A 20,736-nucleotide genomic window follows, 5' to 3' on the forward strand; every position below is an offset into this window, starting at 1 on the left:
CGGTTCGGCGCCGAGCTCGCCGACGCCCTGGAGGAGCGCGCCGTCACCGTGCTGTACTGCGTGCCGACGCTGCTGGCGACCATCCCCCGGGAGCTGCCGCGGATCCGCAGCATCATGGTCGGCGGCGAGGCCTGCCCGGCCCAGCTCGTCGAGCGGTGGAGCCGGCCGGGGCGCCGCATCCTCAACACGTACGGGCCGACCGAGACCACCGTCACCGCGACCGTGGCCGAACTGCGGCCGGGCAGGCCGGTCACCATAGGCCGGCCGCTGCCCACGTACACGGTGGTGCTGCTCGACGAGCAGCGCCGGGCGGTCCCCGACGGGGCGGTCGGGGAGATCTGCGTCGGCGGCCCCGGCGTCGCCGCCGGTTACATCGGACGGCCGGAGCTGACCGCCGACCGCTTCATCGAGCATCCGCTGGCCCCTGAGGGCAGCCGGCTCTACCGCACCGGGGACCTCGGCCGGATCACCCCGGACGGCGAGATCGCGTACCTGGGGCGGGCCGACGACGAGGTGAAGGTCCGCGGCTACCGCATCGATCTCGGCGAGATCGACAACGTCCTGCTGGAGGACCCCGGCGTGGCCGAGGCCGCCACCGCACTGGTCGCGATGCCGCACGTGAGCGGCAACGGGAACGGCAACAGCAACGGGAACGGCACCGGGGACCACCGGGAGCTGTCCGCGTACATCGTCCGCACGGCGGGCGGCGGCGACGAGGACCTCGACGGGAACGCCCTCGTCGCCCGGCTCCACCAGCGCCTGAGGCACCGGCTGCCCGCCTATATGGTCCCGCCCTTTCTGGACTTCCTCCCCCAGCTGCCCGCCATGCCGAGCGGCAAGGTGGACCGCAAGCGGCTGCCCGCGCCGACCGGCCGCCGGCTGACCGGCGGCGGCCGGATCGTCGCTCCCGAAGGGGAGTGGGAGACCCGGGTACGGGACGTCTGGGCGGAGGTGTTCGGGATCCCGCCGGAGAGCCTGTCGGCCGAGGCGGACTTCTTCGCCGAACTCGGCGGGCACTCGCTGCTCGCCGCGCAGGTCGTCTCGCTGCTGCGCAGCCGCGGCATCGGGACCGGCACCGGCCCCGCGCTGCGCGACCTCTACGCGAACCCGACCGTACGGCGCCTCGCGGAGCGGCTGGCCACCGCGGCCGGCATCGCCGGCCCATCGGGCGTCAGCAGCCCGGAGCTCACCGGCAGTTCCGGCGGCACGGGCGGCATCGACGGCATCGGCAGCATCGGCAGCATCGGCGGCACCGCCAACGGGCACCCGCTGCACTCGGCCCCGCCGGTCCGCCCGCTTCCGCTCCGCCACGGCAGCGGCCGAATAGCCGCCGCCGGACTGGCCCAGGCCGGCGCCCTCTACGTACTCCTCTTCCTCTTCACCCTCCCCCTGGCCATCGTCTTCGCCTGGCGGGGCGGCGCGTTCACCTTCCGCTCGCCGGTGCCGGTCGCGCCCATGGCCGCCGTCCTGATCAGCTACGTCGCCGTCCGCTGGCTCGTACCGGTGGCCCTCGCCCGCCCCCTCGCCGCCGGCATCCGCCCCGGCCGCTACCCCCTCTGGGGCACCACCTACCTCCGCCTCTGGGCCCTGGGCCTGCTGCTGAGCGTCAGTCCCCTCCGCGAGCTGAGCGGCTCCCCTTTCATGAGCGGCTACCTGCGGCTGCTCGGCGCCCGCATCGGACCGCGGACGACCATCGCCACCAACACCGTCCCGCTGCCGGCCCTGCTCCACGTGGGCGCGGACGCCTCGATCGGCTACGGCGCCGCCCTGCGCGCCTGGCGCGTGGCGGACGGCTGGGTCACCGTCGCCCCGATAGAGATCGGCCCGGGGGCGTACGTCGGAGCGCATGCGGTCCTCGAACCGGGCGCCCGCATGGAGGCGGGGTCCGGGCTCGGCGAGCAGTCGGTGATCGGCCAGGGCGAGGTGGTGCCCGCCGGGACGCGCTGGGCCGGATCGCCGCCGTCGCCGGTCGCGATGCTGGCGCCCCAGGTGGAGGCGATGCTGCGCGCCGGCGACCGGCAGCCGGCGTGGCGACCGCGCCACCTCGCCGCCGCGCTGCTCGGGCTCGGCTTCCTCGAAGTCCTCTCCCTCGCCGTGGTGCTGCCGAGCACCGCCCTGTGCTGGGTCACCTGGCTGGCCTGGGGCACCCTGCCCGCCGCGCTGACCGTCTTCTTCCTCGGCGGCCCGCTGTACGTGCTCACCGCCTGCGCCGCGGTCGCCCTCGCCAAGCGCCTGATCCTGCCCCGGTCTCCGGTCGGCAGCCACCCCGTCCGCAGCGCCCTCGGCATCCGCAAATGGCTGGCCGACAAGCTGCTGGAATTCAGCCTGATCGCCACCAACTCCCTCTACGCGACGCTCTACACGGCCCCCTGGCTGCGGCTGCTCGGCGCACGGATCGGCCGCGGCGCCGAGGTCTCCACCGCCGCGCACCTCGACCCTGATCTGCTGACCCTCGGCGAGGGGAGTTTCGTCGCCGACATGGCGGGCGTCGGGACGGCCGCCTTCGCGGGCGGGCAGTTCGCCGCCCGGCCGACCGAGGTGGGGCGGCGCGCGTTCGTCGGCAACGCCGCCTGCCTGCCGGCCGGGACGCGAACCGAGCCCGGCTCCCTGATCGGCGTCGGCACCGTCCCGCCCCAGGACGACGTGCCGGCCGGCACCTCCTGGCTCGGCTCCCCCGCGATCCTCCTGCCGCACCGCCAGAGCAGCGGCGACTTCCCCGAGGAGCTGACCTTCCGCCCCACCCGCACGGCGGTCCGCCTGCGGCTGGCCATCGAGTACTTCCGCGCCACGATGCCCGCCTCCGTCCTGGGCGTCACCACCTTCCTCGCCCTCCTGGCCCTCTCCGGCGTCGCCCACCGCCCGACCCTGGCCCTGCCCGTGCTCCTCGCCCCGGTCCTCCTCATGGGCGCCGGCCTGACGGTCATCGCCTACTGCGCGGCGGTCAAGTGGCTCGTCGTCGGTACGTACCGGCCGCGCGTCGAACCCCTCTGGAGCCTGTTCGTCCGCCGTACCGAATTCGTCACCGGCCTCTACGAGGCAGCCGCCGTCCCGGCCGGCGCCGCCGCCCTCGCCGGAACCCCGTTCCTGCCGCCCGTCCTGCGCCTGTTCGGGGCCCGGATCGGCCGGCGCACCTGGATCGGCACCACGTTCCTCACCGAGTTCGACCTGGTCGACGTGGGCGACGACGCGGCGATCGGCGCGGGCGTAAGCTTGCAGACGCATCTGTTCGAAGACCGGGTCATGAAGATGTCGAAGGTCACCGTGCGGGCCGGCGCCACCGTCGGCACCCGGGCGATCGTGCTGTACGACGGCGTGGTCGGCGAGGGCGTCTGGCTCGACGCGCTCTCGCTGGTGATGAAGGGCGAGTACCTCACCCCCGGCACCGCATGGCGCGGCATCCCGGCCCAGGGCCTGGCCCTCCGGTCGGCAGACCCCTCGCCCCCGCCCCAGCTGACACCCCGCCCCGACAGCCACTCACGGTGAGAACCCATGCCACCAGCCACCGGTTTCCTCGACTCCGTCCGCCGCGCCTTCGGCGCCCGGGAAGAGCCCGGCGCCGCGCCGCTCCCCGAGCCCGGCGGACGCCCCCTGGCCCTCGTCTACCGGGGCCCGGCCGCCCGGCCCGCCGGCTGCTCCGAGGCGGTCGCCTCGCTCCTCAGCTCCGGCCCCTGGAACCTCGACGTCCGCTACACCGGCCCGCACGAGGAGATCCCGCTCTCCGCCGCGTCCCTGGCGCATGCTCACCTCTACGCCCAGCCCGGCGGCGGCTCCCTCGCCCCCGCCTACCGCCGCATGAAGAAGCACACCGACGAGATCCGCGCCTACGTCCACGGCGGCGGCCACTACCTCGGCTTCTGTCTTGGCGGCTACCTGGCCGGTGACGACCCCGGCTTCGACCTGCTCCCCGGCGACACCGACCAGTACATCGTCACGCCGGGCGCCACCGTCGACCACGACCGCGACACCGTAGTGGAGACCCGGTGGCGCGGCGTCCCCCGCACCGTCTTCTTCCAGGACGGCCCGCACTTCATCCTCGACCCCGGCGCCGACGCCACCGTGCTCGCCACCTACCCGAACGGCACCGTCGCCGCCCTCGTCGCCCCGTACGGCGCCGGCAAGGTAGGCGTGGTCGGCCCCCACCCCGAGGCCACCGACGACTGGTTCCTCGACGAGGGCCTCACGGTCCACCAGACCCGGGACCTGGGGGTGGACTTGGTGGACGAGCTGCTGTCCTGACCAAATACCGTGCCGTGCCGTCACGTTGAAGGTTTGTGTGCGACGCGGCGTACCCTCAGCAGTCGTCGAAGTAGTGGGGGTAGTACGTGTGCTTCGTCGAGACCTGCTCGGGCGTGAGGTCGGGCACGGTCATGCTTCCCGTGTTCAAGGCATCGTGGTTCGACCAGCCGCCGACGTCGATTCGGCGTCCGCCGCCATCCATATACCAGTCGGCGCCGAGCAGTTGCGCGACGAGGTCGGCGTGCATGACGAAGGCGCGAGTCGCCTGAGTGACGATCCACTGCGCGTGCTCCCGCTCCTGCGCCGACTCGCGACAGCATCGAGCCGCCATCTGCCAGAGCTTTGGCCACTGCACGCCGGGCGTCAGCGGGCCGATGTACGCAACCTGCTGGTCGTCCACGAGTCTCGACGCGTAGCCGAACACGGGGCCGAACATCGAGAACGCCGTGACCCTGCCTGTGCCCTTGTGGGCGGCTTCCGGCACGCGGATTCCTCCTGGGGACGGGCCGGCGTCCGGGCCGGTGGGCCCGGACGCCTGCGTGAACTACCTAGCAGCAGGGGCCGTCTCCACAGCAGGCCGGAGGGTTGCAGTCGGCCGCGGTACCCCACAGCCGCTCGTCCGCCTCGAAGCCCTGTGCCTTGAGGCGCCCGACCACATCGGTCATGAGGGCACGGGTGCGCACCTTGCTGTTCGGCCTGTGGTGGAGGAAATAGCCGAAGTTCTCCTGACACCAGTCGGCGTACTCCTCCGTGTGGAGCATGAAGATGTGCCAACCGGCGTCCACCTGCTTGCTCGGAGCCATCTCGTCACCGGCGTTGGTGCTGCCCATGACGTAGCACATGGCGATGGCCTCGCTCTGGACGCATTCGGCGACACAGCGCTCAAGGCCGTACTCCTCGGCGCAGAAGTCCACCAGGCGCTCAAACAGCTCCGGCGAGACGAGATGCCGACCTTGCCGGGGCTTGACCGACTGCTCTGAAGCGACTGTCATGGTTTCTCTTCCCTTCCACGGACTGTCCCGAAGGTAGGGAAGGCAGAGGGGGACGGTCCAAGAACTTGCGCGTACTTGCGCGCATTCACCCGAGCGCGTGGATGGCTTCTGCGATCAGGGCTCGGGCGTGCTTGCCGTACCTGGCAATCGAGACCAGCTCGGAAAACATACGCTCGTAGGTCTCGATTTCGCTCGGCTGCTTCACGGTTACTTGTGCAGTGGCAAGCTCGATGAGCACTTGCTCGTTGCCGAAGATCCAGAAGCCTTCCAGCGGCCACATGCGGCGGTTGACCGTGAACGGAACGATGCCGAGGCTCACTTGTTGCCGAGAGGTCACGGTCAACAGGTGTCCAAGCTGTGCGGCCATCACATCGGAGTTGCCGAACCGGGCACGCAATGCAGCTTCTTCCAGGATGATTCCGAAGCGCCGCCCCGCATCTCGTAGTATGTGCTGACGCCTCATGCGCACATCGACCGCTGCGTCCACGTCGTCAGGTAGGTGCCGGAAGGCAGAAATGGTGCCCATGATGGCTCGTGCATAGTTCCTGGTCTGCAAGATGCCGGGAATGACGCTCGGCTCGTAGATACGAAAGTGCTCGGTTCGTTCGTAAAGCGAAACGTGGGCTTGTTGGGCATGCCGCATGCCGTCACGCTGGAGCCTCCGCCACTCAACGTACATCCCTTCGATGCCGTGAGCGGCGGCAAGGAGATCCGGATACGCCTCGGGGGCGCCACACAATTCGGCGTAGGCGCGCAAGTCTGCGTCTGCCGGGAAGGTCTTGCCGTTCTCGATCCGGGACGCCTTGGACTCACTCCAGCCGGCACGGGCCGCAAAGGCCCGTGCCGTCATGCCGTTAGATTTCCGGATCTCTTTGAGCCGTTGCCCCAGGGCATGGCGGGCTGCCTGGGCGGCAGAATAGGGGGAGTTGGGCACCGGGGCGTCGTCCGGTCTCGTCAGACCGGGCGATACTCCGAGTGCGGGATGGCGCGTTCCCATACGGCTTCGAAGGCGCTGACGCACAGGTCACGAATCTTCGGATCGGTCGTCAGCTCCATCCAGTCTTCCGGGCTCTCTCCGTCTCCGGTGAAGTGCAGGACCAGGACAAGTTCGTTGTCAAAGACCCAGAAGTCGTTGCCAGGGAAAGCGATATCTGTCGCTCGGCGACGGGGAAGCCAGGCGATCTGCTCGCCCGCCCTTACGTTGGCGTCGGAGACATGGTGCTCGAACCGGAGGTAGTCCGACTCGGGTACCGAGAAGACCCGCGCTCTCCGGATCACAGCCCCGCGGTCTGTCGCCTGTCGGACCCACGTGAGCCATCGGCGCCGTTCGGGCTCGTTGTCCTCCGGAAGGTTGCGCTTTCCCGCCTTCCAGGCGATGAAGCTCGGGTCGGACTCCATGTACCCGTCGCGCATCTCCAGGTGAATGGCGGAACGCTGAGTCGAGGCCAACAGGTCCTCAAACGTTGGGGGCTTCGTCACCCTTTGCCTCCAGGAAGAACTGAACCATGCGCCGCGGGATCTCCACTACGTCTTCGTGCCCCGGGATGTCCATCTGGGACCGGCGTTTCGTGTCTGTGACCTTGAATCCCTGTACAAGGTAGCTGTTGCTCTCATCGTCCAGGTAGACCGTGGGGGAGCCCCCGTCCTTGCTCTCAGGGTCCTTGCCGAGCTTGTGCAGCGCCATGATGACCTCCTCGCTCGAAGAAGACGATCTCTGCGTGCGATTTTGCACCCGCCTCATCCTGGGGCGCACTCACCTTGCACGGACTTGCACGATCGTGAGGCAGCGATCGACCTGGCGCCACATCACTTGGGCCGCCGCTTCGTATCGTTGTTGATCTTCTTGACCTTCTCGCCGAGGTCCCCGGGGTCACCCGCCGGCTTCTTCTCGCTCACCGCCGGTCCGCCTCCAGGATCGTGCACAGCCTCTCGGCCTGGTGGAGCAGGAGGAGCGGGGGCACGATCTTGTCCACCATCACACCGCGAGTCGTACTGACGGTCGCGACAAGCGGCGGCTCGGCGTTGAATCCGGCACCGCGCAAGGCTTCGTGCAGCCGCCTGCACATGTCGTCCGCTTCCTGGTCTGCGGTCCGAACTCCCGTACCTGTCACCGTGGTTCTCCCCCAGGGCTCTTATCGCTACTGTCTGCGACCAGACTGCTGCGATGGGTCTATCGTCACCAGTAGCTGAGTGCCGGAGCGTGATCGAGGTGAAGGGCATATGCCACGAGTCAGGGAAGTGGACCCCGGGGAGGGGCTTGAGCAGTACATCGGCAGCAAGGTGAGAGATGCCCGTGTGGACAAGGCCAGGGCCAAGGCCGAGGGCTGTGAGTGGTCCCAGTCGTACCTGGCCAAGCGGGTGTTCGTGAGTCAGACGCGTATCTCCGAGGTGGAAACGGGAGACGTGCCGCCGGACAGGGACCTGGCGGGCAAGTTGGAGTCGGTGCTCGACCTGCCCAGGGACTGCCTGGTGGACCTGGTCAGGATCTTGGAGCAGGGCACGGTTCTGGACTACGCGAAGACGTATCTGAGGCGTCAGGACAAGGCCCGGATAATCCACACCGCAGGATCCATTGTTCCGGGCTTGCTCCAGACTCCTGACTACATTCGCGAGCTGCTGCTTACTGGACAGGCCGGAGACCCCACAGACCTCGATTCTTATGTTGAGCAGCGCATGGCGCGGCAGAAGCTGTGGGAGCAGGCTGACCCGCCCTGGATGTCGGCCGTCATCGACGAAGCCGCCCTCTACCGGGCAACGGCTCCTCAGCTGGAGCGACTGCTGGAAGCGCAGGGGTCGCCCAACATCACCATCCAAGTTCTGCCGTTCGGTGCTGGGCACATCACTGGGCACATCATTGGAACCATTGCAGTCCTGACTCTTCCCAACGGAGCCAGAGGGGCGTACACGGAGGGATTTCTCACTGGTAGCTACTCTGAAGATGCCGCAGAAGTCATCAAGTACCAGCGGATCTATGACCGGTTCGCCGCCAGCTCGTTGACTGCTGAGGCATCCACGGACAAGATCCACGAAGTAGTGAAGAGGTCCAAGTGAGCCAGACCCCTCCCCCTCCCAACTGGCACAAGTCCTCCTACAGCGGAGGCGTCGGCAATGACTGCGTCGAGGTCGCCGACAATCAGCCCCACGTCCTCATACGGGACAGCAAGCTGAGTGACGGTCCCGTGGTCGAGATGACACGCTCCGCCTGGTCCGCGTTCATCGGCACCGTGGCCAAGTAAGCGCTTGGGCGGGACCGTCCGCGACGGCCCCGCCCAAGCGCTCACAGCAACTCCCAACCAGTAGCTACTTCTTCGGCAGCCACCGCTTCCACACGTCCGGGTGCTCGTGCACCCAGCGCTTGGCCGCCTCGTCGGCGGAGAGGCCGTTCGAGGCGATCATTTCGGAGACCTCGTTCTGGTCCTTCTTGTCCCAGCTGAAGTTCTTCAGGAACGCCACCGCGGAGCTGCCGCTCTTGGCGAAGTCGGTGTTGAAGTACTTCTGGAGGGGCGTGGTCGGATACGCGCAGTCGATGGACTGCGGGTCCTTGGTGCCCTTCGCCGCGCAGGCGTCGGTGTACTTGGGGAGTTTGACCTCCACCATCGGCACCTGGTTGAAGAGCCACTGGGGCTCGTACCAGTACGTCAGGAAGGGCTTCTTCTGCTTGGCGAACTGCTGGATCTGGGTGATCTGCGCCGCTTCCGAACCGGCGAAGACCACCTGGTAGTTGAGGCCCAGGTTCTTCACCAGCGCCTTGTCGTTGGTGACATAGGACGGCGAGCCGTCCATCAGCTGGCCCTTGCTGCCGCTCTCCGAGGTGCGGAGCTGGTCGGCGTACTTGTTGAGGTTCTTCCAGTTGAGGACGTCGGGGTGGGCGTCGGCCCAGTACTTGGGGACCCACCAGCCGATGTGGCCGGTGACGCCGTTGCCGCCGCCCGCCGTGATCGTCTTCTTGTCCTGGACGTAGCGCTTCTCCTGGTCGGGGTGGCCCCAGTCCTCCAGGATCGCGTCGACGCGGCCCTGGCTGAGCGCGTCCCAGGCGGGGATCTCGTCCACCTGAACGGTGTCGACGTGATAGCCCAGTTGGTGCTCCAGGAGGTATTTGGCGACCGCGACGTTGGACTGGGCGCCGACCCACGTCTGCACGGAGAGCGTGACGGACTTGGAGCCCTTGGCCGCCGCGAACGGCGACGCCTGCTTGGTCATGTCGGCCTTGCCGCAGGCGGAGAGGGCCAGGAGCAGGGCTCCGGCCGTCGCCGCCGAGGTGGCCACGAGCTTGATGCGTGTACGGGTCATGGTCAGGCTCCCTTCCCCGTCGTCCGCCGTTCCGTCGGCTGGGTGACCCGGTCGAGCATCAGGCCCAGGCAGACGATGGCGACGCCCGAGACCAGGCCGAGGGCCAGGTTGCCGGTGGAGAGGCCGGTGACGACGTCGTAGCCGAGGGCGCCGCCGCCGACCAGGCCGCCGATGATGACGACGGCGAGGACGAGCACCACGCCCTGGTTCACGGCGAGCAGCAACGCGGGCCGGGCCAGCGGGAGTTGGACCTGCCGGAGGGTCTGCCAGCGGGTGGCGCCGAGGGAGCGGGCGGATTCCATGGCGGCGGGATCGACCTGCCGCAGGCCCTGGGTGGTGATGCGGATGACGGCCGGCAGGGCGTAGACCACGGCGGCGGCGACGGCGGGGGCGCGGCCCACGGCGAACAGCGCCACGACCGGGATGAGGTAGACGAACTGCGGCATCGTCTGCATCACGTCCAGGACCGGGCGCAGCAGCGCCTCGAAGCGCTTGCTGCCGGCGGCCAGGATGCCGATGCCGAAGCCCAGTGCCAGGGTCACCACCAGGGCGGCGAGGACCTGGGAGAGGGTGTCCATGGACGGGTTCCACACACCCAGTACGCCGATGGCGGCCATCGCGAGGACGGCGGTCAGGGCGGTGCGCCAGGTGCCGATGAGCCAGGCCAGGGCGGCGACGACGAGCAGCACGCCGTACCAGGGCAGCGCGGTCAGGCCGTTGCGCAGCGGGTTGAGCACCCAGTTGGTGAAGTGCGCGGCCCAGTCGGCGGTGCCCCCGACGACGGGGACGCCGGAGTAGAGGTGGCCGACCATCCACTCCTTGAAGTCGTTGACCGGGCGGGCGATGGCCACCGTCGCACCGGACGGCCAGACCGCCGAGCCGGCCAGCCGGCCGGCGAGCGCGAACGCGGCGGTGAGCACCGCGATCCCGGCCCAGGCGGGCCAGCCGCGCAGCCACGTGGGGCCGGTGGCACCGGTGTTGGCGCCCAGACGTTCGCCGGCCGCCGCGGTGGTGCGGTCCATGACGATGGCGAGCAGCACGATCGGGATGGCGGCGGCGAGCGCGGAGCCGACGTCCACGGAGGCCAGCGCCTGGTAGACGCGGTCGCCGAGGCCGGCCGCGCCGATCATCGAGGCGATCACGACCATGGACAGCGCCATCATGATCGTCTGGTTGACGCCGAGGAGGAGTTCCTTGCGGGCGAGCGGGAGCCGGGCGGTGAGCAGCCGCTGGCGTCCGGTGGCGCCGAGCGAGGAGGCGGCCTCCAGGACGCCGGCGTCCGCGCCGCGCAGTCCGAGCGCGGTCAGCCGCGCCATCGGCGGCGCCGCGTAGACGACGGTGGCCAGCAGCGCGGCCGGTACGCCGATGCCGAAGACCAGCACGACGGGGAGCAGGTAGGCGAAGGCGGGGAGCACCTGCATGGTGTCGAGGACCGGGCGCAGGATGCGGAAGAGGCGGTCGGAGAGGCCGGCGGCGAGGCCGAGCAGCGCACCGACGGCCACGGAGGCGGCGACCGCCACGACCATCAGGGCGAGCGTCTGCATCGTCGGGATCCACATCCCGAGCAGCCCGCTGACCAGGAAGGAGACCAGCGCGGTGGCGGCGATCCGGAGGCCGGCGACCCGCCAGGCCAGCAGCGTCAGACCGGCGGTCACGCCCGTCCAGCCCAGCGCGAGCAGCAGCAGGTAGACGGCGCGTACGGAGATCACCACGGCGTTGCTGAGGTGGCCGAGGAAGTACACGAACAGCCAGTGGCTGTCACGGTTGTTGATGATCCAGTCGCTGGTCTTGCCGAGCGGGCCGGAGACGTCGACGGTCAGTGCGCCGGGCCAGGCGGCGCCGGACCACTTCGCCTGGACGAGCGGGACCAGGACCGCCGCGGCGACGGCGAGCAGCAGGAGCTTGGCGAGGCCGCGGCGGCGCAGCAGGGCCGCCGCCGGACCGAGCCGGTCGGCGGAGCCCAGCGCGCCGGGCGTGGTGGTGGGTGCTGCGGTACTCATGCCCGACCCCGCTTCACGGTGCCCGTCGGCATGTTCATCGCGGCGGCGCGCTGGGCCTCGCGCCAGTGGCGCAGCAGGGCGGCGCGCAGCCGGGCGCGGCGGCCGGCGGCGGGGGCGCGGGGGGTGACGGCGCGGGCGGCGCCGCGGTGAGAGGCTACGGCGTACATCAGGCGGCCACCTCACCGTGCTCGTCGTGCTGCGGGCCCTGGAGGCGGGCGACCACGTTCAGCAGACAGGCGTGGTCGACGATGCCGAGGCAGCGGGTGCCGTCCACGACGCGGACCGGGCCGCCGGTGCGGGCGACCGTCTCGATGGCGTCGGAGATCAGCGTGTCGGGGGCGAGCGCCGGGCCGTCGCCGTCCTCGCCGTCCTCGGCGGGGCGCATCGCGCGGCGCACGGTCAGCACCTGCTCGCGCGGGACGTCCCGGACGAAGTCGCGGACGTAGTCGTCGGCCGGCGAGCCGACGATCTCCTCGGGGGTGCCGAGCTGGACGATCCGGCCGTCGCGCATCAGCGCGATCCGGTCGCCGACCCGCAGCGCCTCGGCGAGGTCGTGGGTGATGAAGACCATGGTCCGCCCCTCCTCGCGGTGCAGGCGGACGACCTCCTCCTGCATGTCGCGCCGGATGAGCGGGTCGAGCGCGCTGAACGGCTCGTCGAACAGCAGGACTTCGGGGTCCACGGCGAGCGCGCGGGCCAGGCCGACGCGCTGCTGCTGGCCGCCGGAGAGCTGGCCGGGGCGGCGCTTCTCCAGTCCGGCGAGGCCGACCTTGTCGACCATCTCGGCGGCCTTCTCGCGGCGCTTCGCCTTGCCCATGCCCTGGATCTCCAGGCCGTAGGCGACGTTGTCGACGACCGAGCGGTGCGGCAGCAGGCCGAAGTGCTGGAAGACCATGGCGGCCCGGCGGCGGCGCAGTTCGCGCAGCGCGCCGCGGTCCATGGCGCGGACGTCCTCGCCGTCCATCTCCAGTTTGCCGCTGGTCGGCTCGATCAGGCGGGTCAGGCACCGTACGAGGGTGGACTTGCCGGAGCCGGAGAGCCCCATGACGACGAAGACCTCGCCCTTGTGGACGTCGAAGGAGACATCGCGCACGGCGGCGGTGCAGCCGGTCTTCTCGCGCAGTTCCTGGGCGCTCAGCCCGGCGGCGTCGGCGTCGTCCGGAATGCGGTCGGCCTTCGGCCCGAAGACCTTCCACAGGTGCCGCACGGAGAACACCACGGGCCGCTCGTCCGGCCCGCCGTTCGCCGCGGTGTCGGTGTTGTTGCTGTTGCGGCTGTTTCCGTCGTTCTTACGGGGGTTGGGCACATCGGATGCGCCGACGGAGGTGGTGGCCATCACGCATCACCTCCTTGGGTCGGGGTCGCGTGAAGCATGTGGGCGCACTTCTCCCCCACCATGAGCACGCCAATCATCGGATTGACCGCCGGCATCGTCGGGAATACCGACGCGTCGGCGATCCGGATGCCGTCAAGTCCCCGGATCCTCAACTCCGGGTCAACAACGGCGAGTTCATCGTCGGCGGCGCCCATCTTGCAGGTGCCCGCCGGGTGGTAGACGGTGTGCGCGGCCTTGCGCACCAGCTCACCGATCTCCGCGTCGTCGGTGACCTCGGGCCCGGGGAAGACCTCCCGCTTGAGCCACTTGGCGAACGGCTCGGCCTGGGCGACCTTGCGGGCCAGCTTGATGCCGTCGACGAGGGTCTGCCCGTCGTAGTCGCCCTCGTCCTCGAAGTACCTGAAGTCCAGGGCGGGCTTGGCCTCGGGGTCCGCGGAGGTGAGGTAGAGCCGGCCGCGGGCGCGGGACTTGGGGATGTTGGGGGTCATCGACACACCGTGCTCGGGGCGCTCGTAGCCCAGCCGCTCGGGGTTGTCGGTGAACGGGATCTGGTAGAAGTGGAACATCAGGTCCGGGCCCTGGTGCTCCGGGTCCCGCTTGACGAACAGCCCGGCGTCCGAGTCCATCGCGGAGTTCCCCGGGATCGGCCCGTTGGTCTCCCACACGATCACCGACTCCGGGTGGTCGATCAGGTTCTCCCCGACGCCCGGCAGGTCCAGTACGCAGTCGATGCCCAGCGCCTCCAGGTCCTTCCGGGGCCCGATGCCGGAGTGCATCAGCAGCCGCGGGGTGTCCACCGCGCCCGCGCACACCAGCACCTCGCGCGCGGCCTCGACGTACACCTCCTCGCCGTCCTTGGTGCGGACGTGGACGCCCTTGGCGCGGGTGCCGTCCAGCTCCAGCCGGTGGGCCCAGGTCTCCAGCAGCAGCGTGAGGTTGGGCCGGTCGCCGGCCTCCATGTGCGGGTGGAGGTAGGCGACGGAGGCGGACGACCGCTTGTTGTTCTCCGGGTGGTACGAGAGGTCGAAGAAGCCGACGCCCTCGTCGAAGGGCCGGTCGTTGAAGCCCACGACCTCCGGCACGCCGAGCGCCGTCTGCGCCGCCTCGACCCAGTCGGTGGCGATCTGGTTCTGGTCCTTCTTCGCCACCCGCACGATGTTGTTGCGGAGCTTGCCGAAGAACGGGTCCATGTCGGCTGCGCCCCAGCCGGTGGCGCCGGCCGCCTCCCACTCGTCCCAGTCGGACGGCAGCGGCTTGAAGGAGATCAGCGTGTTGTGCGAGGAACAGCCGCCGAGCACCTTGGCGCGGCTGTGCAGGATGTGCGAGTTGCCGCGCGGCTGCTCGGTGGTGGTGTAGCCGTAGTCGAGGTCGCCGCCGAGCAGGCCGAGCCAGCGGCGCAGCGTCAGGACGTCCTCACGGTCGATGTCGGAGGGGCCTCCCTCGATCACCGCGACGGTGATGCCGGGGTCCTCTGTGAGGCGGGAGGCGATGACGGAACCGGCGGTGCCACCGCCGACAACGACATAGTCGTACACGGGCATGAGGGGTGTGCTCCTTACTGCAAAAGGTGCGCGGGGTCCGGGAGTCGAGGGGGCTGCCAGGGACGTGCGGGGGTCAGCCCGCGAACCAGCGCACCGGCTCCGGCCGGAGGTTCTCGTAGATGTGCTTGCTCTCGCGGTACTCGTCGAGCCCGGAGGGGCCCAGCTCCCTTCCGATGCCGGACTTGCCGAAGCCGCCCCACTCCGCCTGCGGCAGGTAGGGGTGGTAGTCGTTGATCCATACGGTGCCGTGCCGCAGCCGGGCGGCGACCCGGCGGGCGCGCGCGGTGTCGGCGGAGAAGACCGCGCCGGCCAGCCCGTATTCGGTGTCGTTGGCGAGCGCGACGGCCTCGTCCTCGGTGGTGAAGGTCTCCACGGTCAGGATCGGGCCGAACGTCTCCTCGCGGACCACCGTCATCTCGCGGTGGCAGCCGTCGAGCACGGTCGGCGCGTAGAAGTAGCCGCCGGCCGGCCGGACGTCGCTCGGCTCGGGGCGGGCGCCGCCGCAGCGCAGCTGCGCTCCTTCGGCCAGCGCCGAGACGACGTACGCCTCGACCTTCTCCAGCTGCTGCTGTGAGACGAGCGGGCCGCACTCGACGCCCTCGGCGGTGCCGCGGCCCAGCTTGATCTTCTCGGCGCGGCGGGCCAGTTCGGCGACGAAGCGGTCCCGTACGGACTCCTCGACGATCAGCCGGGCGCCGGCCGAGCAGACCTGCCCGCTGTGGATGAACGCCGCGTTCAGCGCCTGGTCGACGGCGGTGTCGAAGCCCTCGTCGGTCGCGCAGGCGTCGGCGAACACCACGTTCGGGTTCTTCCCGCCCAGCTCCAGGGCGATCTTCTTGGCGCCGGAGACCGCCGCCGCGCCCGCCTTCGTACCGCTGGCCAGCCCGCCGGTGAACGAGAACAGGTCCACGTCCGGGTGCTCCGCGAGCCGCTGCCCGACCGGCAGCCCGGCCCCGGTGACGATGTTGGCGACGCCGGCCGGGAGCCCCGCCTCGATCAGCAGCCCGATCAGGTGGACGGTCGACAGCGGGGTGACCTCACTGGGCTTGATCACAAAGGTGTTGCCGGCCGCCAGCGCCGGCGCGATCTTCCAACTGGCCTGGAGCAGCGGGTAGTTCCAGGGCGTGATCAGCGCGCACACGCCGACCGGCTCGTGCACCACGACGCTGTGCACATCCGCCGACCCGGCGTCGACGACCCGTCCGCCGCTCTCGTTCACCACGAGGTCGGCGAAGTAGCGGAAGGCGTTGGTCACGTCGTCGACGTCGACCCGCCCCTCCTCCAGCGTCTTGCCGGTGTCCCGGCTCTCGATCAGCGCGATCTCCTCGCGGTCGCGCTGGAGCAGGTCGGCGACCCGGCGCAGCAGCGCGGCACGCTCGGCCACCGCCGTACGCGGCCAGGCGCCGGCGCCGCCGTCGAAGGCCCGCCTGGCCGCCGCGACCGCCGCGTCGGCGTCCTCGGCACCGCCCTCGGCCACCAGCTGGAGCGTCGTCGCGTCGGCGGGGTCCAGGACCTCCCGCGTGGCGCCGGACGCGGCCGTCAGCCACTCCCCGCCTACGTGAATGGTCGCGCTTGTCTCGGTTGCCGACACGTCGATTTTCTGCCTTCCAGTTACCGATGCGTTCTCGCCGCTGACACCAGGGATTCAGTCAGCAACGGGAACCCCTCCCCGAAAGCCCTCCACCTATGCCCAAACATCCACGGAAAGTGACCCGAGTCACGCGAGCCGCTCCGCATGCGCCCGATTCGCCCGGAACGTACCCTGATTAGCCGTATGCCCTCACGGGATTCCCTCGGGACCGGAGGTAGCGAGATGACCGGCACCCGTCGCACCCTCACCGCCCTGACCTGCGGCGCAGCCCTCGTCGCCGCGACCGTCGGCGGCGGCGCCACGGCAGCGGCCGACGACTCCGGCAGCGAGGGCGACCTCGCGGACAAGACGGCCCAGCAGATCTCCGACGACGCCCTGCACGAGCTCCTCGCCGCGAAATCCCTGCGTCTGCGCAGCGCGACCAGCACCGACCCCACCCGGCTCGATCTCACGCTGGACCGCGACGGCAACTGCGCCGGCCACATCAGCCGGGGCCCGCTCGGCCGGGTCGACCTGATCAAGCGCGGCAAGGACGTCTGGCTGAAGCCCGACGCCGCCTTCTGGAAGAGCCAGCTCCCCGGCGGCGACGGCACCGCCGCCGCCAGGGTCTACCAGGACCGCTTCCTGCACGGCACCACCGACGACGCCTTCCTCCGGGGCCTGACCGCCGCCTGCAACCTCCGCGACTTCCAGCAGGAGGTCGTCGCCACCCCCGAGCCGTCCGCCCCTCCCCCCTCCCCGTCGTCGTCCCCCTCGTTCACCCTCACCAAGGGCAGGCCGACCACCGAGGAAGGGACCCCCGTCCTCCCCGTCACCGAGACGACCCGCGACGCCGCCCAGACCGTCTACGTCGCCATCGAAGGCAGGCACTACCCCCGGAAACTCGTCACCGAGATCGACCACCAGACCGGCACCATCCAGCTCAGCGACTACGGCCGGCCGGTCCCCTCCCACACCCCCGGTCCCGGCGCCACCGCCGACATCTCGGCTCTGGAGGGCCCCCTCCAGAGCGTCTGACCCGCCCGCCCCGCCCACAGGGCTGCTCGGGTAACGCCCGGCGAGCCGTCGGTGGCGGGGGTGCGAGGGGCGCGAGACACTGCGGGCATGGCGAGCAAGGCACCGAAGGCAGTACTTCAAGGCGGCCCCGAGGGCATCCCGGAGCGGATCGTCGAGGTGGATCCGGACGGGGGCGATCTGAAGGTTCCGTACCGCGGTGGCTACGAGCACTTCCGGATCACGAAGCGGGAGTGGGACACGGCCCAGGGGCGGCTGCCCGTCTACGAGTGGTGGGAGCGCACGGAGCTGCCGGGATAGCGCCGACAGCTCCGTGCCCGGCGGTCGGCCCGCGGGCCGGCCGCCGGATCAGCTCGTGGGGGCGAAGGACTCCAGGGCCGTGCGCTCGGTCTCCTGCTGCCGGGGCCAGTCCGTGGCCGGCCCCAGGACGAGGACCGCGAACTGCCGGCCGTCCGCGGCGGTGAACGCGGTGTCGACGGCCTGGACGCGGATGCCGAGCCGGTCGCTGTCGTAGGCGTAGACCAGCTGGGAGCCGCTGGGGCCGGGGGGCCCGGAGAGCGGGCCGAGGCTGATCTGCCGGTAGCCGGGGTTGCCGGCGAGCCCCTGGGACGCCTGCTCCAGGGCCTGCTGGGGGGTGAGGTTCGGTTCGGTGATCTGGAAGATCTGGAGCAGATAGCGGGAGTCCGCCGAGGTGTAGAAGACGCCGGTGGACCGCTCGTCGCGCTGCCAGCCGTCGGGGACGGCGAGGGTGAAGCCCTTGGTGTCGTGGACGAGGTGGTAGCCCGCCGGGGCGACGGAGGCCGTGGGCGAGGCGGTCGGCACACCGGGCGCGGTGCCGCCGGTGGCGGGCGCCGTGGGGGCGGTGACGGGGGCGGTGACGGAGACGGAGACGGACGAGGTGGGCGGGTGGGCGGCGGGCGGGCGGTCCGGGGCGCGGAAGAGGAGGTAGGCGCCGCCGGCACCGATGGCCAGGACCGCCACCACCGCCGCGGCGATGAGGGCTCTCGTACGGCGACCGGTGCCCGGGGCGGGCGGGAAGGGCGGGAAGGGAGCTTCGGGCGCGGGCGGGAACGGCGACTCGTGGGCAGGCGGGAACGGCGACTCGGGCGCGGGCGGGACAGCGGACCCGGCGGTCGGCGGGGCCGGGGTGCCGGACGAGGCGAACGGCGGCCAGGGCACGTCGGGCGGCGGGGCGCCGGCACCGGACGCCGCGCGGTCCGCGGACGGGGTGGTCGTCGGGCGGGGCGGCACGGGGCCCGTGTACGGGTGGACGGGGCGCGGGGGCCCGGTCTCCCAGGACTGGGTCTCGTCGTTCCAGCGCGGTGTGGATCCGTCGGGCATGGCCGGTCAGCCTCCCAGGAGGGCACTGACCGCCTGGACGACCGAGGCCCCGGAGGACAGCAGGCCGACGACGGAGCCGGCGTCGGTCAGCGCGGTGCGCAGCCGGGCCAGGCGGCCGGGGGCGGCGGCGCCGGTGTCGGTGATCTCGCCTTCGGTGTCGGCGAGTTGGGCGGTCAGGGCGGTGATCTCGGGGCTGCCCACGAGCCGTTCGAGGTCCTCGCGCAGGGCGCGGACGGCCTGGAGGAGTTCCTGCTGCGCCGGGTCGGGGGCGGGGGCGGAGCCCTGGTGGTGGGTGACGGTGTTGTGGTTGCCGATGGCGAAGGCGCCCTGGACGCTGCCGATGTGGATCCCGTGGATGCCCGTGCCGGACGTGTCGTTGCCGTCGTGTGCGCCGTTGCCGGGTGCGTCAGCCGTTGCCACGCTGGGGCCTGCCCTTCTTGGACGCGGAATCGCGCTGGATGGTGTTGTCGCCGTTGCTGACGAGGGTGTTGTGGTCGCCGATGCCCACGGCGCCCTGTGCGGACTCGACGTAGACACCGCCCTCGGCGACATTGACGATCCGCTGCTCGAATTCGTCGGTCCGATAGCCGGCGTCGTGCAGCGCGGTGGTGACCCCGGCCGCCACCCGGGCCTGAATGGTCTTCAGATAGCGGGCCACGTCCATGTCCTGGAACAGCGATGCCTCGCCGAAGGAGCCCAGCTCACGGACCGAGGCGGCGGGCCCCTCGGGGAGGGCGCCGCCGTTTCCGCCGGTGAGCAGCCGCCAGGTGGACCGCAGCCCGCGCAGCAGGGTGAGGACGGCCTCGCCGGCGGCGCGCGGGGTGTGGGTCAGCGCCCAGACCGCCGTGCCGAAGTGGTCGTGGTGGCGGTAGCGGTGGGCGATCCGGTCGGCGTCCTGGAAGAGCTGGCGCAGCGGCCACAGCACATGCGGGGCGACCTCCATCATCAGCATGCCGCCCTGGGAGTGGACCCGCACGAAGACGGTGGTGACCACGCCTTCGTTCCAGCCGCCGACCCTGATCCGCAGGAAGTGCCGGCGGGTCTCGCCGCCCTCCTCCAGCGCGGCGGCCCGGTGGGCCTCGAACGCCGCGGGGTCGTACGGTGCCGCCGCGCGGGTCGGCAGCCCCTCGGCGGGGAGGAAGACGCACTCGTCGATCTCCAGGGCGCGCAGCCGGTCGCGCACCGCCGGCGCCGTCTCCGGTGACCCGGACGGCACGCGCAGCGCCTCGACCAGCGGGACGATACGGGCCAGGATCGCGCCGTTGTCGAGCGGTTCGGGCGCGCGGTCGGTCCGGGGGACCAGCTCCACCGAGAGCGACCAGGGTTTGAACGCCTCGCCGGCACCGCAGAACGGGTCGGCGGCGCGGTACATCACCAGCGGTCCGTGCTGCTCGGCCCGGACACGGTGCCGCAGCCGCTGGAAGCGGATGCCCTCGGCCTGCTCGGCGGGGTCGGACAGCACGTCCGGGAAGCGCTCCCGGGACAGTTCACGGGCCAGCGCATGGGCGAACCGGCCGCGCTGCAACGCAACCAGCACGGCCAGCACCACCGGCAGCAGCAGCGCGACCCAGACCGGGAACAGCGCGGCGAAGCCGGACGAGCCGGAGGAACCAGTCACGGTCGCGGCGGAGCCGAGGCCGGCATAGGAGCCCGGCCCCAAGGCGCCGCCGAGGGCGCCGGACCCCGAGGAGCCGGAGAAGAGGTTCTCCAGCAGCCAGGAGAGCGGGGACGCGAAGCTCGTCACGGCATCGTCCCCGCTGAACGCCGCCACCGCCAGCCCCACCACGAGGAGGGTCAGCGAGAGGCGGCCGTACCAGCGGAAGAGGAAGGACAGGCCGCGGGCCAGCCACTCCGGGAGCGGCGCCCGGCGGACGAAGCGGCCGAGCCCCAGCAGGACGACCGGGACGAGATAGGCCGCCGCCAGCCACTGCGACAGCGGGAGGGCCACGATCCAGACGAGCAGCATCAGCGCCGCCCAGCCCAGTTCGAGGCGGCGGGCGCGCAGGGCGTGGGCGAGCACCCGGGCGGCGTCGATGCCCAGGGACGGCGCGGCGAACCGCTCCTCGTGGACGTACAGTTCGTCGATGACGGCGTCCCGGAACGCCTCGTCCATGTACGTGCCGGCGCACAGCAGGCGGGTGGCGTCGCTGGCGGCCGGCGGAACGGGCAGGACCGGTGGGAGGGACGCGGCGGCCGGCGCGGCGCCCGCGGATTTCCCGCCCGAACCCTCGGGCGGGCCCTTGCGCAGCCGTGGTGGACCGTCCGGCTCCTCCGGCTGCGCAGACACATCCATACCGCTCATCGGCCTCCCCCGTCACCGCTGTACCGACTGACCACCCGCCTCAACGCGCCGGTGTGCGGGCGCTGTTCCGGCAGCGCGCCGCTCTCACCCGTA

21 protein-coding genes are annotated in these 20,736 nt (G+C 71.1%); 6 read left to right on the forward strand and 15 right to left on the reverse strand.

The window, feature by feature from the left end; translation table 11 throughout:
* Together IEZ17_RS27155 and IEZ17_RS27160 are read left to right on the forward strand one after the other, a co-directional pair.
* The coding region (locus IEZ17_RS27155; protein WP_229852694.1) for a Pls/PosA family non-ribosomal peptide synthetase at nucleotides 1–3,483 on the forward strand (3,483 nt) is incomplete at its 5' end.
* Between the two features lie 6 nt (nucleotides 3,484–3,489).
* Entirely contained in the window at nucleotides 3,490–4,236 is a 747-nt protein-coding gene (locus IEZ17_RS27160; RefSeq protein WP_189304541.1) for a BPL-N domain-containing protein, read from the forward strand.
* A gap of 55 nt (nucleotides 4,237–4,291) precedes the next feature.
* On the opposite strand, the gene IEZ17_RS27165 is transcribed toward IEZ17_RS27160, so the two are convergent.
* From IEZ17_RS27165 to IEZ17_RS27190, 6 genes are all read right to left on the reverse strand, one after another.
* The gene (locus IEZ17_RS27165; RefSeq protein WP_229852695.1) at nucleotides 4,292–4,720 is read right to left on the reverse strand and encodes a hypothetical protein; all 429 of its coding nucleotides are present in this window, start codon (nucleotides 4,718–4,720) and stop codon (nucleotides 4,292–4,294) included.
* A gap of 64 nt (nucleotides 4,721–4,784) precedes the next feature.
* Nucleotides 4,785–5,228 (reverse strand): UCP032817 domain-containing protein, encoded by a 444-nt coding sequence (locus IEZ17_RS27170; RefSeq protein WP_189304543.1) that lies wholly within the window; start codon nucleotides 5,226–5,228, stop codon nucleotides 4,785–4,787.
* Nucleotides 5,229–5,313: 85 nt separating this feature from the next.
* Nucleotides 5,314–6,162 (reverse strand): helix-turn-helix domain-containing protein, encoded by an 849-nt coding sequence (locus IEZ17_RS27175; RefSeq protein WP_229852696.1) that lies wholly within the window; start codon nucleotides 6,160–6,162, stop codon nucleotides 5,314–5,316.
* A gap of 20 nt (nucleotides 6,163–6,182) precedes the next feature.
* On the reverse strand, nucleotides 6,183–6,707 hold the full coding sequence (locus IEZ17_RS27180; protein ID WP_189304547.1) for a DUF6879 family protein: 525 nt from the start codon (nucleotides 6,705–6,707) through the stop codon (nucleotides 6,183–6,185).
* Nucleotides 6,685–6,912, reverse strand: a complete 228-nt coding sequence (locus tag IEZ17_RS27185; RefSeq protein ID WP_189304549.1) for a hypothetical protein — start codon at nucleotides 6,910–6,912, stop codon at nucleotides 6,685–6,687. Before IEZ17_RS27185 ends, IEZ17_RS27180 begins: the two co-directional genes overlap by 23 nt.
* Before the next feature lie 208 nt (nucleotides 6,913–7,120).
* A complete protein-coding gene (locus tag IEZ17_RS27190; RefSeq protein WP_189304551.1) occupies nucleotides 7,121–7,339 on the reverse strand; it encodes a hypothetical protein in 219 nt (72 codons plus the stop codon).
* A 109-nt stretch (nucleotides 7,340–7,448) separates the two neighbouring features.
* Between IEZ17_RS27190 and IEZ17_RS27195 the strand changes: the two genes are divergently transcribed.
* Nucleotides 7,449–8,279 carry a helix-turn-helix domain-containing protein gene (locus IEZ17_RS27195; protein WP_189304553.1) on the forward strand — a complete coding sequence of 277 codons (831 nt, stop codon included), beginning with the start codon at nucleotides 7,449–7,451 and terminating at the stop codon, nucleotides 8,277–8,279.
* Nucleotides 8,276–8,464, forward strand: coding sequence for a DUF397 domain-containing protein (locus IEZ17_RS27200; RefSeq protein WP_189304555.1), 189 nt, complete (start codon nucleotides 8,276–8,278; stop codon nucleotides 8,462–8,464). The genes IEZ17_RS27195 and IEZ17_RS27200 overlap by 4 nt, the downstream gene beginning before the upstream one ends.
* 64 nt (nucleotides 8,465–8,528) lie before the next feature.
* On the opposite strand, the gene IEZ17_RS27205 is transcribed toward IEZ17_RS27200, so the two are convergent.
* The 6 genes from IEZ17_RS27205 to IEZ17_RS27230 form a co-directional block, all read right to left on the reverse strand.
* Nucleotides 8,529–9,518: an ABC transporter substrate-binding protein gene (locus IEZ17_RS27205; RefSeq protein ID WP_189304557.1), complete on the reverse strand. Its 990-nt coding sequence runs from the start codon at nucleotides 9,516–9,518 to the stop codon at nucleotides 8,529–8,531.
* Nucleotides 9,519–9,520: 2 nt separating this feature from the next.
* Entirely contained in the window at nucleotides 9,521–11,518 is a 1,998-nt protein-coding gene (locus tag IEZ17_RS27210) for an ABC transporter permease (RefSeq protein ID WP_189304559.1), read from the reverse strand.
* Complete coding sequence (locus tag IEZ17_RS27215; RefSeq protein ID WP_189304561.1) at nucleotides 11,515–11,685, reverse strand: hypothetical protein; 171 nt, start codon at nucleotides 11,683–11,685, stop codon at nucleotides 11,515–11,517. Before IEZ17_RS27215 ends, IEZ17_RS27210 begins: the two co-directional genes overlap by 4 nt.
* A complete protein-coding gene (locus IEZ17_RS27220; RefSeq protein ID WP_189304563.1) occupies nucleotides 11,685–12,854 on the reverse strand; it encodes a quaternary amine ABC transporter ATP-binding protein in 1,170 nt (389 codons plus the stop codon). The genes IEZ17_RS27215 and IEZ17_RS27220 overlap by 1 nt, the downstream gene beginning before the upstream one ends.
* Nucleotides 12,854–14,395 carry a GMC family oxidoreductase gene (locus tag IEZ17_RS27225; RefSeq protein ID WP_189304564.1) on the reverse strand — a complete coding sequence of 514 codons (1,542 nt, stop codon included), beginning with the start codon at nucleotides 14,393–14,395 and terminating at the stop codon, nucleotides 12,854–12,856. Before IEZ17_RS27225 ends, IEZ17_RS27220 begins: the two co-directional genes overlap by 1 nt.
* Before the next feature lie 73 nt (nucleotides 14,396–14,468).
* The gene (locus IEZ17_RS27230; protein WP_189304566.1) at nucleotides 14,469–15,986 is read right to left on the reverse strand and encodes an aldehyde dehydrogenase family protein; all 1,518 of its coding nucleotides are present in this window, start codon (nucleotides 15,984–15,986) and stop codon (nucleotides 14,469–14,471) included.
* 222 nt (nucleotides 15,987–16,208) lie between these two features.
* On the opposite strand from IEZ17_RS27230, the gene IEZ17_RS27235 reads away from it, so the two are divergent.
* Together IEZ17_RS27235 and IEZ17_RS27240 are read left to right on the forward strand one after the other, a co-directional pair.
* Complete coding sequence (locus tag IEZ17_RS27235; protein ID WP_189304568.1) at nucleotides 16,209–17,003, forward strand: hypothetical protein; 795 nt, start codon at nucleotides 16,209–16,211, stop codon at nucleotides 17,001–17,003.
* An 87-nt stretch (nucleotides 17,004–17,090) separates the two neighbouring features.
* The gene (locus IEZ17_RS27240; protein WP_189304572.1) at nucleotides 17,091–17,300 is read left to right on the forward strand and encodes a DUF5988 family protein; all 210 of its coding nucleotides are present in this window, start codon (nucleotides 17,091–17,093) and stop codon (nucleotides 17,298–17,300) included.
* A 48-nt stretch (nucleotides 17,301–17,348) separates the two neighbouring features.
* Here the strand turns inward: IEZ17_RS27240 and IEZ17_RS27245 are convergent, their stop codons facing one another.
* From IEZ17_RS27245 to IEZ17_RS27255, 3 genes are read right to left on the reverse strand one after another with little or no spacing between them, the layout of a single operon-like run.
* A complete protein-coding gene (locus IEZ17_RS27245) occupies nucleotides 17,349–18,341 on the reverse strand; it encodes a serine/threonine kinase C-terminal domain-containing protein (protein WP_189304573.1) in 993 nt (330 codons plus the stop codon).
* 6 nt (nucleotides 18,342–18,347) lie between these two features.
* On the reverse strand, nucleotides 18,348–18,761 hold the full coding sequence (locus tag IEZ17_RS27250) for a hypothetical protein (protein ID WP_373299951.1): 414 nt from the start codon (nucleotides 18,759–18,761) through the stop codon (nucleotides 18,348–18,350).
* Nucleotides 18,748–20,643: an AbeC-like domain-containing protein gene (locus IEZ17_RS27255; protein ID WP_189304575.1), complete on the reverse strand. Its 1,896-nt coding sequence runs from the start codon at nucleotides 20,641–20,643 to the stop codon at nucleotides 18,748–18,750. The genes IEZ17_RS27250 and IEZ17_RS27255 overlap by 14 nt, the downstream gene beginning before the upstream one ends.
* Nucleotides 20,644–20,736: the final 93 nt, after the last annotated feature.

It is taken from the genome of Streptomyces albospinus, assembly GCF_014648695.1.
Classification (GTDB): Bacteria; Actinomycetota; Actinomycetes; order Streptomycetales; family Streptomycetaceae; genus Streptomyces; species Streptomyces albospinus.